Below are 13884 nucleotides of genomic sequence, written 5' to 3'. Positions count from 1 at the left end.
GCCAACAGCTATCAATTCAGTAGCAAATCAGATTCTCAGTTGGCGGTGATGCCCTGGGCCTTGATCAGTTGCGCCCAGCGCCTGGCGTCCGTCTCAACCAGGTTTTTGAACTCGCCCGGCGTGCTGCCGCTCGGGTCCATGCCCTGGGTCTGAAAGGCTTTCCTGACCTCGTCGCTGAGCAAAATGTCTCTGATCTCGCGGTTGAATAAAGCCACCAATTCCGGCGAGATGCCAGGCGGCGCAAAAATGCCGTACCACATGTCGACGCTGACATTGCCGGCTTTGGCCTCGGCCAGCGTCGGCAGCTCGGGCAACAGCGGGTGCCGCTTGTCGCTGCCGATGCCCAGTGCCACCAGCCGGCCCGACTTTACATGCGGCAAAGCGACATGGATGGGCAGAAACATGGCCTCGATCTGCCCCCCGAGCAGGTCGGTCAGTGCCGGGCCGGTGCCGCGGTAGGGAATATGCGTCACAAACACGCGGGCCGTGGCCTTGAACAGCTCCATCGACAAATGATGCGGCGTACCAACGCCGGGCGAACCGTAATTGATGCGGCCCGGCGCCTTGCGCGCGGCTGCCACCATCTCCCCCGCGGTCTTGAAACCGGTCTTCGGGTTCGCCACCAGGATCAATTGGCCCCAGCTGGTCAGCGTCACCGGCGTCAAATCCTTCACCGGATCAAAGGGCAGTTGCGGGTACAGGCCAGCGTTCATCACCAGCGTGTTGACGGTCACCAGCAAGGTGCTGCCGTTGGGCGCGGCGCGCACCACCGCTTCAGTGCCAATGTTGCCTGAGGCGCCGGCGCGGTTGTCCACCACCACCGGCCGGCCGAGCCGCTCCGAGAGTTTTGGCCCGATTGTGCGGGCGATCAGGTCGATGCCAGTGCCCGGCGTGAAAGGCACTATCAGCCGGATCGGCGCCTGCGGCAAGGCATTGGCGGCCGGCGCGGTCTGGGCCAGCAGGCCCGTGCTGGCGGCCACAGCGGCCAGCAGCAAGCCAGTGCGCAGCGCGAGCTGGCGGCAAGAGCAGGAAAAGATGACCATCAAAGACCTCAATTGGTTTGCATGCTAACGAGTATTGTGTAAAGTTGGCAAGGCACAATCCCTGAATTCCCTTAGAGCAAGAATCAACGAGAACTTTTTACTGCCGTGCTTGCATTTCATAACCTCTCCCAACTTTACGCACGCCCCGGTTTTTTGCTGCGCCGCGCGCATCAGATATCTGCCGCAGTTTTTGAAGACGAGTGCCGCAGCGTCGGGTTGACGCCGGCCCAGTTTGGCGTGCTCAGCGTGCTGCGCGCCAGCCCCGGCCTGGACCAGTCCAGCCTGGCGCGGGCGCTGGGGTTTGACAAGGTAACCGTGTTGCGCGTGCTGCGCGGGCTGGAAAAGCGGGGGCTGATAGCGCGGGTGCCCGCGCCGATGAGTCGGCGCAATTTGTCGATTTCGCTGTCGGAGACCGGGCTGGCGTTGTTGAAAACCGCGCAAGACCCTGCCGAACGTGCCTACGGCCGCCTGATGGCACCGCTGGACAAGAAGCAGCAAGCACAACTGGTGGACCTGCTGCAGGTGTTGACCGCTGGTCTGGAAGCCGAGGCGCGGGCGGCCTTTGTGCCACCCGGCCGAGGCGCTGACGAAATGGTTTGAACCCGCACCGCTTCAGCCGTTGCTGGCCTGGATGCCCCATTTGGACAGCGCGGCATCGTCGCTGATTCGTGCATCGACCCAGCGCGCGCCGTCCGGTGTCTGTTCTTTTTTCCAGAACGGCGCCTGGGTCTTGAGGTAGTCCATCAAAAACTCGCAGGCCTGAAAACTTTCGCCACGGTGCGCCGAGGTCACGGCCACCAGCACGATCTGCTCCAGTGGCTGCAGCAGCCCGACGCGGTGAATCACGCGGGCGCCGTAAATGTCAAAGCGCTTGTGCGCCTCATCAATCATTGCCTCAATCGATTTTTCGGTCATGCCGGGGTAATGCTCCAATTCCATGGAAAGTACTTCGTCTTGCGCTCCCATCGAACGCAGCGAAGGGCCGCCCCGAGCAAGTTCAGCCCTCTCGGGGGACAGCGACGACACGTCAGTGCGGAGCGTGGGGGCCATATTGCGATCGCGCACTGTTCCGATGAAGCTGCAGACAGCACCGACACGTTTGTCACCGGCGCGCAGTGCTGCAATCTCATCCGAGAGATTGAAATCAGCGGTCAGTATGCTGACGCGGGCCTTCACTTAACCTCCCGTCACCGGCGGAAAAAAAGCCACCTCGGCACCGTCCACCAGCGCCACTGATTCGTCCACCATCACCTGATTGAGCGCCATGCGCACCGCCTTGCCGCGCGCCAGGCTCTCCGCGTACACCGGCCCGCGTGCGATCAGTTCGTCACGCAAGGCGCCCAGCGTGCCGGCGGCAGTGTCCAGCGACTCACTGCCCTGCGCGATGGTTTCGCGGATGGATGCAAAATATTTAACCGTGATTTTCATGACAAGGCCTTCAGCTTTCACGACAGCAGCGCCGAGAATGGCAGGAATTGCACGGTATCACCATGGCGAATGGTTTGGCCAGCCGGGTTGTCGATCACACCGTCACCCCAGACCGCCGAGGTCAGCACGCCCGAGCTCTGGTTGGCAAACAGATCGAGTCCGCCGGCACCATCGCGCCGCACGCGCAAAAACTCGCGGCGCTTGTCGGCACGCGGCCAGTCGAAATGCGCAAGCATGGGCACAGGCGCAGGCACCACGTCGCTGGCGCCCTGCAGCTTGAGCAGAAACGGCCGCACCAGCACCAGAAAAGTCAGGAAGCTGGACACCGGGTTGCCCGGCAGGCCGATGAAGTGCGCGCCACCGACCTTGCCGTAGGCAAACGGTTTGCCGGGCTTGATGGCGATCTGCCACAAGTCCAGCGAGCCGAGCTGCTGCACGGCGGGTTTGATGTGGTCTTCTTCACCCACCGAGACACCGCCGCTGGTCAGGATCAGATCATGCGCGGCGGCCGCGCTGCGCAGCGCGTCCAGCGTGGCGTCACGCCGGTCCGGCACGATGCCCATGTCGGTGACCTCGCAACCCATGCGTGTAAGCAAAGCGCGCAGAAAAAAGCGGTTGGAGTTGTAAATCGCGCCGGGCCGCATTTGCCCGGGCGTCACTTCGCCGGGCATCACGAGTTCATCACCGGTCGAAAACAGCGCGACCCGCGGCTTTTTCGCGACCTGCAGCAAATTCATGCCAATACTGGCCGCCAGCCCAAGTGCAGCGGGTGTGAGACGCTCCCCTTTTGAGAGCACCGTGGCGCCGCGCGTGACATCTTCACCGGCGCGGCGAATCCACTGGCCGGCTTTCGGAAGCTGTCGGACGCTGACAAGACCTTCGCGGTCCGCGACCGGTTCGCAATCTTCCTGCATCACCACCGCATCAGCGCCTGCAGGGATAGGCGCACCGGTAAAAATGCGGGCCACCGTGCCGGGCTCCAGCGCGCCGCCGCTGCTGCCGGCCGCAATGCGTTGCGACACCCGCAGCACCACGCCCTCGCAGGTCAGGTCCGCGCTGCGCACGGCGTAACCATCCATGGAGCTGTTGTCTTCGGGCGGCACCTGCAGCGCGGAGACCACGTCAGCGGCCAGCACGCGGCCGTCGGCGTCGAAAGTGGAGACGCTGTCGCTGCCCGCCAGCGGCACGGCATGGGCCAACAATTCGGCCAGCGCGTCGTCGAGCGGGCGCAGCGGCGGACGGGAAGCTGCGGAAGTCGCGTTGGCGGCGCGAGCTGTGTTCATACGTGCATCTCTGCGTTGTAGACAAACCGATCCTGATTGTCGATCAGCCACTGCGCCACGGCCTCGGCGTTATTCAAATCCAGCACTGGCCTCAGGGTGGTTTGCGGCAACTGAGCCGGTGAGTCGGTGGCGATGGCGACCACAAAGTCGTCGTCAGGATAACGCACCGGCTTGCCGGACTCGGCCCGCCAGACCTCGACCTTGAGCAGGTCGCTGCTCTTGAAACCTTCGACCAGCACCCAGTCCACCCCGTCATAGAGTTCGGCGATCAAGTGATGCACCGTCAGCGATGCAGGCTTCTCGAACTCGCGCATCAGTGCCAGCCGGCTGTCCGAGGCCACCACCACCTCGAAGGCGCCGGCCTGCCGGTGCCGCCAGGTGTCCTTGCCGGGGTGATCGATGTCAAATTTGTGGTGCGCATGTTTGACGATCGACACCCGCAAGCCGCGCAGCTTGAGCGCGGGAATCAGACTCTCGACCAGCGTTGTTTTACCCGAACCGGAATAACCGGCAAATGCAACCACGTTCATAAACAGATTTCACCGATCCTGGTTAGCTATAGGGCCTGTTAACGTTATTTTTGCAAGATGCGTTGCGAGTCAAAAAGGCGCTGAGCAAGGCGCAAAACGCCGTCGGGGTAGGCCCCCGACAAGGCTTTGCAACGCCGCGCAGGGCCTTTTTGATCGCAACCCGAAGGGAACGGGGTGAAAACAGCGCCACTCGGCGTTGCACTCCTTGCCCAGACGCCCAGTCTGGGCGTCGTCGCGCGCCTTGATTGGCACTGTTTTCACCCCGTTCGCATTTGCAAAATAGCATTAACAGGCCCTAATTCGATAGCTGCTTGCGCCCGCCAGCCGTGGGCTGAAGGCTGATTTAAATCACATTGTCGGCGATGTAGGCCTTCACCAGCGCAAGGTCGGCTGGCATGAAATACACACGCTTGGGCAGGGCCTCGATGCCTTCAAACTTCGCCGGCCGGTCCGGCAGGCGGCCCAGCGCCTCTTCAATCGTTTCGGCAAACTTGATCGGCAAGGCGGTCTCCAGCACCACCATGGGCACGCCCGGTTGCAGGTGCGCGCGCGCGACTTTCAGGCCGTCGGCGGTGTGAGTGTCAATCAGGGTGCCGAAGCGCTTCCAGGTGTCGCGAATGGTGTCCAGCCTGTCGGCATGGGTGCTTTTACCGCTGGCAAAACCGTAGTGCTGCGCCGCCGACTGAAACACCGCATCGCCGCTGAGGTCGAACCGCCCCTGCGTGGACAGTTGCGCACCGAACAGGTCGGCCACACGCGTCGCATCGCGGCCCAACAGGTCAAACACAAAGCGCTCGAAGTTGGACGCTTTGGAGATGTCCATCGACGGGCTGGACGTTTCGTGCGTGTCGGCACTGGCCCGCACGCGGTAGACGCCGGTGCGGAAGAACTCGTCGAGCACGTCGTTCTCGTTGGTGGCGACCACCAGCTTCGCTATCGGCAAGCCCATCATGCGCGCCACATGACCAGCGCAAACATTGCCAAAGTTGCCGGAGGGTACGGCAAAGCTGACCCGAGGCAGCGTGGTCTTATTCAAACCGGGGCCGCGGATCTGGCTTTGCCAGTCCGCAGGCGCAGCGGCCCCCTCGGGGGGCAGCGTAATACGCGAAGCGGCAAGCGTGGGGGCCACATTCGTTGCTTGAAAGTAACCGGCGAAGTAGTAAACCACTTGCGCCATCAGGCGTGCCCAGTTGATCGAGTTGACGGTGCCGATACGGTACTTGCGCTTGAAGTCCAGATCGTTGGACACCGCCTTGACAATGTCCTGGCAGTCGTCGAACACGCCTTCGAGCGCCAGGTTATGGATGTTTTCGTCCTGCAGGCTGAACATCTGCGCCTGCTGGAAAGGGCTCATGCGGCCCTCGGGCGAGGTCATGAAAACCCGCACGCCCTTTTTTCCGCGCATGGCGTATTCGGCCGCGCTGCCGGTGTCGCCGCTGGTCGCGCCCAGGATGTTGAGCTCTTCACCTCGGCGCGCGAGTTCATACTCGAACAGGTTGCCCAGCAACTGCATCGCCAAGTCCTTGAAGGCCAGGGTCGGGCCGTTGGACAGGGCTTCTATATACAGGCCGTTTTCGAGCTGGCGCAGCGGAACGATCTCTTTCGTGCCGAACACCTCTTCGGTGTAGGTTTGTTCGCAGATCGCCTTCAGGTCGGCCGCCGGGATGTCGTCGATATACAGCGACAGCACCTCAAAGGCCAGGCTGGCATAGGGCAGCGTGCGCCATTGCTCCAGCGTGGCTGCATTGACCTGGGGGTAGGTCTCGGGCAGATAGAGGCCGCCGTCGGGCGCCAGGCCTTCGAGCAGGATTTCGCAAAAACGCTTGCGATCCGCGTGGCCGCGCGTGGAGACATACATCATCAAGCCAACTCTTCTTTTCGGATGCGCGTGATCGGTGACAGCACGGTGGGCAGCGCCTGCATCTGCGCGAGTGCACCATTCATCTTCGCTTCCATGCAGTCGTGCGTCAGGATGATCAGGTCGGTCTGGGTCGCGCCCTCGCCGCCCACCTCGTCGGCCTCGCGCTGCAGCATGGCATCAATGCTGATGCCGGCTTCGGCGAGGATGCCGGTGACTTTGGCCAGCACGCCGGCCTCGTCGGCCACATTCAGGCGCAGGTAATAACTGGTGACCACTTCGCTCATGGCCAATATCGGCATGTCGCTCATGGACTGCGGCTGGAAAGCCAGATGCGGCACGCGCTGCGCGGCATCGGCGCCATGCAGGCGTGCTATATCGACCAGATCGGCAATCACGGCGCTGGCCGTGGGCTCGCTGCCCGCGCCTTTGCCGTAATACAGGGTGGTGCCCACAGCGTCGCCCTGCACCACCACGGCATTCATCGCCCCTTCGACATTGGCAATCAGCCTTTTGGCCGGCACCAGCGCGGGATGCACGCGCAGCTCGATGCCCTTGGCCGTTTGTTTGGTGATGCCCAGCAGCTTGATGCGGTAACCAAGCTGCTCGGCGTATTTAATGTCCTGCGCGCCCAGCTTGGTGATGCCCTCGACATAAGCCTTGTCAAACTGCACCGGGATGCCGAAGGCAATCGCCGACATCAGGGTGGCTTTGTGCGCGGCGTCCACACCCTCGATGTCAAAGGTCGGGTCGGCCTCGGCGTAACCGAGGCGCTGCGCTTCTTTTAGCACCACGTCAAAGTCCAGGCCCTTGTCGCGCATTTCGCTGAGGATGAAGTTGGTGGTGCCGTTGATGATGCCGGCGATCCACTGGATACGATTCGCGGTCAGGCCTTCGCGCAGTGCCTTGATGATGGGAATGCCGCCGGCCACCGCCGCTTCAAACGCGACCATCACACCCTTGCGGTGCGCCGCCGCAAAAATCTCTGTGCCATGCACGGCCAGCAGCGCCTTGTTGGCGGTGACCACATGTTTGCCGGCTTCAATCGCTTCCAGCACCAGCGCTTTGGCGATGCCGTAGCCGCCAATCAGCTCAATCACGATGTCGATCTCGGGGTTGGCGATGATCTTGCGTGCATCGGCAACCACTTCCACGCCGGAGCCCGCAGCAGCCTGCGCGCGTGTTGTGTCCAGGTCGGCCACCATGGCGATCTCAATGCGGCGACCCGCGCGACGGAAAATTTCTTCCTGGTTGCGTTTCAGGACGGTGAACACACCGCTGCCCACGGTGCCCATGCCCAGAAGGCCTACCTTGATCGGTTTCATGGTCGTCGATGTCGTCATGTTGGTTGTTCGGCTCACTTGATCAGTTCTGCGGTCTGCGCGGCAGCAGGTTGCACCGCATTTCTGCGGCTTTCGAGGAATTTGGCAATCCGGTTGATCGCCTCGCGCAGATCTTCCTCATGCGGCAGGAACACGATGCGGAAATGGTCGGGCGCGGCCCAGTTGAAGCCGGTGCCCTGCACCAGCATTACCTTGGTTTCCTTGAGCAGCTCCAGAAAAAACTGCCTGTCGTCGGTGATCGGATAGACCTTGGGGTCCAGTCGCGGAAACATGTACAGCGCCGCGCTCGGCTTGACACAACTCACGCCCGGAATCGCGGTGATCAGTTCATAAGCCAGATCGCGCTGGCGGCGCAGGCGCCCGCCTTCGCCGGTCAGGTCGTTGATGCTCTGGTAGCCACCCAGCGCGGTCTGGATCGCCCATTGGCCCGGCACGTTAGAGCACAACTTCATGTTGGCCAGCATGTTCAGGCCCTCGATGTAGTCCTGCGCCTGCTTCTTGGGCCCGGACACCACCAGCCAGCCCGCGCGATAACCGCAGGAGCGGTAGCTTTTGGACAGCGAGTTGAATGTCAGTGTCAGCACGTCGGTGGACAAGCTGGCAAGCGCCGTGTGTTTGACACCGTCGTACAGCACCTTGTCGTAAACCTCGTCAGCGAGCAGCACCAGGCCGTGTTCGCGCGCGATGGCCACAATGCCCTTGAGCAGCTCGTCGGAATACAGCGCGCCGGTCGGGTTGTTCGGGTTGATCACCACGATGCCCTTGGTTTTGGGCGTGATCTTGGCGCGGATATCGGCCAGGTTCGGCATCCAGCCGTTGGCTTCGTCGCACAGGTAATGCACCGGTGTACCGCCCGACAGGCTGGTGGACGCAGTCCACAGCGGGTAATCGGGCGCTGGCAGCAGCAACTCGTCGCCATCGTCAAGCAAGGCGTTGGTAGCCATGGCGATCAGCTCGCTGGCGCCATTGCCGAGGTAGATGTCATCCAGCACCACGCCCTTGATGCCCTGCTTCTGCGTTTCATGCATCACCGCCTTGCGCGCCGCAAAAATGCCCTTGCTGTCCGAATATCCGGCCGAGGCCGGCAGGTTGCGGATCATGTCCTGCTGGACTTCTTCGGGCGCATCGAATCCGAAGGCCGCGAGGTTGCCGAGATTGAGCTTGATCAGCTTTTGCCCCTCTTCTTCCATCTGCTTGGCGGCGTCCATGATCGGGCCGCGGATGTCATACAGAACATTGGCTAATTTGGCGGATTTATTGATCGGTTTCATGCATCTCTCAGGAAATAAGCGAGGGCCGCACCGCAAGTGGGGGCTGACAAGCCCGGCAGCAACCGGCTTAACGCGCGGCGCGACAGCCAGAACACAGAGCGGAATCTATAATTTGACCACATAAACCCCCGGTTTTCCCGGTCCACCGCCGCCCCTTCCTCCTCCCAAACACCGCATGAAGCTGCAACCCGATCACCTTGACGCTCAATCCATTCTTGGTTACGGCCCCGGCTGGATCGGCGTGGTCAACCAAGGCGTGGCTGAAAAAATCGAGCACAGCGTCGTGATCGGCTCGCGCGGAGAAAATTTTGACTGGGCCTGCAGCCGCTTTGAAGACCTGACCGAAGCACACTTTTCCCGCCTGGTGGAGAACCGGCCTGAATTGGTGATTTTCGGCAGCGGTACACGGCTGCGCTTCCCGCCGCCGGCATTTTTGCGCAGCCTGATGGCGGCCCGCATTGGTGTCGAAACCATGGACACCATTGCCGCCTGCCGCACCTACAACATTCTGGCGGGGGAAGGCCGCAAGGTACTTGCCGCGCTGCTGATGGAGGCACCAGAGGGCGCCACGAAGTGACGCAGGAGCTTTCAGAGTAAAATCTAGGGTTGCGTCTGGTGAAAAGTCCGGCTGACTCCCCCAGTCAGGCCCGGGACAAGCACCAGAGCCAACGGCTAATTACAACTACTTTCGTCAGGGTCCAAGCAGTATGGCAGTCGTCGTCAATAAACCACTCCCCGAATTTGAAGCCAACGCCACCAGCGGCGTCAAGGTTTCCAACCAAACCCATCTGGGCCACGTGGTTGTCCTGTATTTCTACCCCAAGGACAACACCCCAGGCTGCACCACCGAAGCCATGCAGTTCCGTGACCGCTACAAGGATTTCGTGAAAGCCGGCGCCACCGTGTTCGGCGTTTCGCGCGACAACATGAAGTCGCACGACGAGTTCAAGGCCAAGCTCGAGCTGCCCTTCGAGCTGATTGCCGACACCGAAGAAAAAATGTGCCATATGTTTGGCGTTGTGAAGAACAAAATCATGTACGGCAAAAAGGTCAAGGGCATCGAACGCAGCACCTTTCTGGTAGGCGCCGATGGCACACTCAAGGAAGAGTGGCGCGGCCTGAAGGTTCCGGGCCATGTGGACGACGTGCTGAAAGCCGTCAAGGCCCTGAAAAAAGCCGTTTGAAAAAGGCTGAAAAAAAGCCCTTTTCACCGCCGCTTTGATGACACAGGAGTCGTGTATAGTGACTTTATGCTGTTGACCTTAGCGACTGCGCCCACCGAAAAAGCCGCCCTGGCCTCCAGGCGGCTTTTTCGCTTTTTGAACCTCTACCAAGTGAGCTCCACGCACTATGCCCTTGCCACCCGCCCCGACCAAACGTGCCGCTTTGCTCTCAGCCGACGCCCTCGATGCGCCGGCCCGTTCGCACTCCAAGGCCGCGCGAAAGACGGAGCACTCCGAGCCCGACCAGCAACCCGTCGCGCTTGAGCTGTTCGACAGCCGCTCCGGTGGCGGCAAGGCCGAGCATCCCACCGCTTACCTGAACAAGGCGTCTTCACACGCGGGCAAACCCGGCGCGGCCACTTACCAGAAGCACGACACCCCGGCGCCCAGCCGTCCCGAGCCGGCGGCCAAAGCCAAAAAGCCCAAATACACCGGCCCGACCAAGCTCTTTGTACTCGATACCAATGTGTTGATGCACGACCCGATGTGCCTGTTCCGCTTTGAGGAACACGACATCTTCCTGCCGATGATCGTGCTCGAGGAGCTGGACGGCCACAAAAAAGGCATGACCGAAGTCGCGCGCAACGCACGCCAGACCAGCCGCACGCTGGACGCGCTGGCCGGCACCAGCGGCGCCGACATCGCCAGGGGCCTCAAGCTCGACACCACCGGGCACAAGGAGGCCGGCGGCTGCCTGTTCTTCCAGACCAAAGTGCTCGATTACTCGCTGCCAATCAGCCTGCCGCAGGGCAAGGCTGACAACCAGATCCTCGGCGTGGTGGAAGCCTTGCGCAAGGAGTACGCGCCCCGCGAAGTGGTTCTGGTGTCCAAGGACATCAACATGCGCGTCAAGGCGCGCGCCCTGGGCCTGGCCACTGACGACTACCAGAACGACAAGACGCTGGAAGACGGCGACCTGCTTTACGCCGGTTCGCTGGCTCTGCCGACCGACTTCTGGACGCGCCAGAGCAAAACCATCGAAAGCTGGCAGCAAGGCAGCCACACCTTCTACCGCATCACCGGCCCCATCGTGGGCGGCCTGCTGATCAATCAGTTCGTATTTTTTGAGGCGCCCGGTGAGCCGCCGTTGTATGCGCGTGTGACCGAAATCCGCGCCAAGACGGCGGTGCTCAAGACACTGAAGGACTACACCCACCTCAAGAACGCGGTCTGGGGCATCACCACCCGCAACCGCGAGCAGAACTTTGCAATGAATTTGCTGATGGACCCGGAGGTCGATTTCGTGACGCTGGCCGGCACAGCCGGCACCGGCAAGACACTGATGGCCCTGGCCAGCGGCCTGACCCAGGTGCTGGACGACCGTCGCTACACCGAGATCATCATGACCCGTGCCACCGTCAGCGTCGGTGAAGACATCGGCTTCCTGCCCGGCACCGAGGAAGAAAAAATGGGCCCCTGGATGGGTGCGCTCGACGACAACCTTGAAGTGCTGGGCAAGAACGACAGCGGCTCCGGCGAATGGGGCCGCGCCGCCACCAACGAGTTGATCCGCTCACGCATCAAGGTCAAGAGCATGAACTTCATGCGCGGCCGCACCTTCCTGAACAAGTACGTGATCATCGACGAGGCGCAAAATTTGACGCCCAAACAGATGAAGACCCTGATCACCCGCGCCGGCCCCGGCACCAAGATCATCTGCATGGGCAACCTCGCACAGATCGACACGCCCTACCTGACCGAAGGTTCGTCCGGCATGACCTACGCCGTCGACCGATTCAAGGGCTGGCCGCACGGCGGGCACATCACGCTGGCGCGCGGCGAGCGTTCGCGGCTGGCCGACTTCGCCAGTGAGGTGCTCTGACAGCAAGCTGCCGCTGGGTCGCAAGCGCTGAGCCATGAACGAAACCGGCAAACATCGCAGCACCGGTGTGGAGGTCCTGGCCTCCGCGCTCGATCTCGGCTTGCTTCGCCAGGCTATCGCGCTATCGGCCGCGTCGCGCGCCAAGGGGCGCCATCCCTTTGCCGCGCTGGTGGCTGATGAAAACGGAACGGTCATCGCCTCGGCCGGCAACAACTCGATGCCGCCGCAAGGCGATCCGACCCAGCACGCCGAACTGGCCGCTGCCGCACTGGCCGCCCGCGCCTTGTGGCCGGAGCGACTGGCCAAATGCACGCTGTACACCAGTGCAGAACCCTGCTGCATGTGTGCCAGCGCCATCTACTGGTGCAACATCGGCCGCGTTGTTTATGGCCTGTCCGAAGACAAGCTGCTTGAACTGACCGGCGCTCATCCTGAAAACCCGACCCTGTCCCTGCCCTGCAGGCGGGTCTTCGCAACCGGGCAGCGGCCGGTCGAAGTGCTGGGCCCGCTGCTGGAAGAGGAAGCGGCCGGGCCGCATCAGGGCTTCTGGAACAACAGCGACGAAAAGCCCGGCAGCTAACGCCGCTTCTTCTTCATTAGCTTCGCCGGTCCCTTGGGCACCAGTCCCAGCGCCGCACGCGCCAACGCATCAGCTTCACCATTGCGGTGCCGAGGTATCCAGTGCAGCGAAGTGTGCACAAAGTTCGCCAGCAAGGCGGCCACCTCCGCATACAGCGCAGCCAGCCGCAACACCGGCGGCGTACCCGGCGAACCCAGTTGCGCCACCAGCAAGCTGCTGTCCGAGTAGATATGCAGCGCTGTCGCCCCATGCGCCTGCGCATCGTGGAGCGCCAGCATCAGCGCCCGCGCCTCTGCCTCGTTGTTGCAGCCTCGCACATCGGCCGCCACCGAGAGCACATGCCGCGTGCCGTCTGGCGCAAGCAGCACCGCACCCAGGCCCATGCGGCCGGGATTGGGCACTGCGCTGCCGTCGCAGTGAATGATCCAGTCCGTTGAGAGAACCAAGAAGCTTTTCCAGTATGAAATTTCAAGTGGGGAGATGCGGCAGTGCAGAGCGCTCCAGCCCACGACGCACCTTTGATTGAGCGAGCTTTTCCCTCAGGAATATCTTGCCGGCGTTTTCGCGTTCCAGCAATTTCGCCTCGGCCTCCTTGCGAGTGCGCAGCCCGATTTCACTGTAAAAGCAGAAAACAAAACCCGCCGAAGCGGGTTTTAAATTGAGCGAGGCAAGACCTCACCCCATGTGCAAACCACCATTGAGCGAGAAGTCCGCGCCTGTGGCGTAGCCGCCTTCATCCGAGGCAATCCACGAAATGATGGAGGCGATTTCTTCCGGCGTGCCCAGGCGTTTGGCCGGAACGCCGGCGACGATTTTTTCGAGCACGTCGGGGCGGATGGCCTTGACCATGTCGGTGCCGATGTAGCCGGGGCTCACGGTGTTGACAGTCACACCCTTGGCGGCCACCTCTTGCGCCAGCGCCATGGTAAAGCCGTGCAGGCCGGCCTTGGCGGTCGAGTAGTTGACCTGGCCGAACTGGCCCTTCTGGCCGTTGACCGACGAGATGTTGACGATGCGCCCGTAGCCGCCTTCGATCATGCCTTCGATCACCTGCTTGGTGACGTTGAACATGCTGTCGAGGTTGGTGGAGATCACCGCGTCCCAGTCGGTCTTGCTCATCTTGCGAAACTGGCCGTCGCGTGTGATGCCGGCGTTGTTGACCAGCACGCTGACCGGGCCGTGATCTGCCTTGACTTTGTCGAAGGCGGCAACGGTGGAGTCCCAGTCACCGACATTGCCGACGGAGGCGTAGAAGGTGTAGCCGAGTGCCTTCTGCTCATCCAGCCATTTGGTGAAGTCACGCGTCGGGCCGCAACCGGCGACAACTATGAAGCCATCCTTGTGCAGGCGCTGGCAGATGGCGGTTCCGATGCCGCCCATCCCGCCTGTCACGTACGCAATTCGTTTTGCCATGTCTGTGCTCCTTGAGTTTTACTTGTCGATGAAGTGCAAAAGTCATCCCATGCCGCGCACCACCGTGCTATCAAATAAATAGCTTCTTGC

15 protein-coding genes are annotated in these 13884 nt (G+C 61.8%); 5 read left to right on the top strand and 10 right to left on the bottom strand.

Annotation, left to right across the window (positions count from 1 at the left end; translation table 11 throughout):
- Window positions 1–35 precede the first annotated feature (35 nt).
- On the bottom strand, window positions 36–1043 hold the full coding sequence (locus IEX16_RS11480; RefSeq protein WP_188708623.1) for a tripartite tricarboxylate transporter substrate binding protein: 1008 nt from the start codon (window positions 1041–1043) through the stop codon (window positions 36–38).
- A 105-nt stretch (window positions 1044–1148) separates the two neighbouring features.
- On the opposite strand from IEX16_RS11480, the gene IEX16_RS11475 reads away from it, so the two are divergent.
- Complete coding sequence (locus tag IEX16_RS11475) at window positions 1149–1643, top strand: MarR family winged helix-turn-helix transcriptional regulator (protein WP_188708622.1); 495 nt, start codon at window positions 1149–1151, stop codon at window positions 1641–1643.
- Window positions 1644–1655: 12 nt separating this feature from the next.
- Here the strand turns inward: IEX16_RS11475 and IEX16_RS11470 are convergent, their stop codons facing one another.
- From IEX16_RS11470 to IEX16_RS11440, 7 genes are all read right to left on the bottom strand, one after another.
- Window positions 1656–2219, bottom strand: a complete 564-nt coding sequence (locus IEX16_RS11470; protein WP_188708621.1) for a molybdenum cofactor biosynthesis protein MoaE — start codon at window positions 2217–2219, stop codon at window positions 1656–1658.
- The gene (locus tag IEX16_RS11465; protein WP_188708620.1) at window positions 2220–2471 is read right to left on the bottom strand and encodes a MoaD/ThiS family protein; all 252 of its coding nucleotides are present in this window, start codon (window positions 2469–2471) and stop codon (window positions 2220–2222) included.
- 17 nt (window positions 2472–2488) lie between these two features.
- The gene (locus tag IEX16_RS11460; RefSeq protein ID WP_188708619.1) at window positions 2489–3754 is read right to left on the bottom strand and encodes a molybdopterin molybdotransferase MoeA; all 1266 of its coding nucleotides are present in this window, start codon (window positions 3752–3754) and stop codon (window positions 2489–2491) included.
- Window positions 3751–4284, bottom strand: a complete 534-nt coding sequence (gene mobB, locus IEX16_RS11455; protein WP_188708618.1) for a molybdopterin-guanine dinucleotide biosynthesis protein B — start codon at window positions 4282–4284, stop codon at window positions 3751–3753. Before mobB ends, IEX16_RS11460 begins: the two co-directional genes overlap by 4 nt.
- Window positions 4285–4627: 343 nt before the next feature.
- A complete protein-coding gene (locus tag IEX16_RS11450; protein WP_188708617.1) occupies window positions 4628–6145 on the bottom strand; it encodes a threonine synthase in 1518 nt (505 codons plus the stop codon).
- On the bottom strand, window positions 6145–7467 hold the full coding sequence (locus IEX16_RS11445; protein ID WP_188708703.1) for a homoserine dehydrogenase: 1323 nt from the start codon (window positions 7465–7467) through the stop codon (window positions 6145–6147). Before IEX16_RS11445 ends, IEX16_RS11450 begins: the two co-directional genes overlap by 1 nt.
- Before the next feature lie 32 nt (window positions 7468–7499).
- Window positions 7500–8756 (bottom strand): pyridoxal phosphate-dependent aminotransferase, encoded by a 1257-nt coding sequence (locus IEX16_RS11440; RefSeq protein WP_188708616.1) that lies wholly within the window; start codon window positions 8754–8756, stop codon window positions 7500–7502.
- 175 nt (window positions 8757–8931) lie between these two features.
- On the opposite strand from IEX16_RS11440, the gene IEX16_RS11435 reads away from it, so the two are divergent.
- The 4 genes from IEX16_RS11435 (at window position 8932) to IEX16_RS11420 (ending at window position 12381) form a co-directional block, all read left to right on the top strand.
- Complete coding sequence (locus IEX16_RS11435; protein WP_188708615.1) at window positions 8932–9333, top strand: Mth938-like domain-containing protein; 402 nt, start codon at window positions 8932–8934, stop codon at window positions 9331–9333.
- A gap of 130 nt (window positions 9334–9463) precedes the next feature.
- Window positions 9464–9940, top strand: coding sequence for a peroxiredoxin (locus IEX16_RS11430; RefSeq protein WP_188708614.1), 477 nt, complete (start codon window positions 9464–9466; stop codon window positions 9938–9940).
- 166 nt (window positions 9941–10106) lie between these two features.
- Window positions 10107–11801 (top strand): PhoH family protein, encoded by a 1695-nt coding sequence (locus IEX16_RS11425; protein WP_188708613.1) that lies wholly within the window; start codon window positions 10107–10109, stop codon window positions 11799–11801.
- Window positions 11802–11835: 34 nt separating this feature from the next.
- Window positions 11836–12381 (top strand): nucleoside deaminase, encoded by a 546-nt coding sequence (locus tag IEX16_RS11420; protein WP_188708612.1) that lies wholly within the window; start codon window positions 11836–11838, stop codon window positions 12379–12381.
- Here IEX16_RS11420 and IEX16_RS11415 read toward each other — a convergent pair.
- Together IEX16_RS11415 and phbB are read right to left on the bottom strand one after the other, a co-directional pair.
- Window positions 12378–12827 carry a ribonuclease HI family protein gene (locus IEX16_RS11415; RefSeq protein ID WP_188708611.1) on the bottom strand — a complete coding sequence of 150 codons (450 nt, stop codon included), beginning with the start codon at window positions 12825–12827 and terminating at the stop codon, window positions 12378–12380. The genes IEX16_RS11420 and IEX16_RS11415 overlap by 4 nt on opposite strands.
- A gap of 229 nt (window positions 12828–13056) precedes the next feature.
- On the bottom strand, window positions 13057–13794 hold the full coding sequence (gene phbB / locus IEX16_RS11410) for an acetoacetyl-CoA reductase (protein ID WP_188708610.1): 738 nt from the start codon (window positions 13792–13794) through the stop codon (window positions 13057–13059).
- Between the last annotated feature and the right edge of the window lie 90 nt (window positions 13795–13884).

Source organism: Polaromonas eurypsychrophila (assembly GCF_014641715.1).
Lineage (GTDB): Bacteria > Pseudomonadota > Gammaproteobacteria > Burkholderiales > Burkholderiaceae_C > Polaromonas > Polaromonas eurypsychrophila.
The sequence above is the reverse complement of the archived record's forward strand: the minus strand, read 5'-3'. Positions and strand labels throughout refer to the sequence as shown.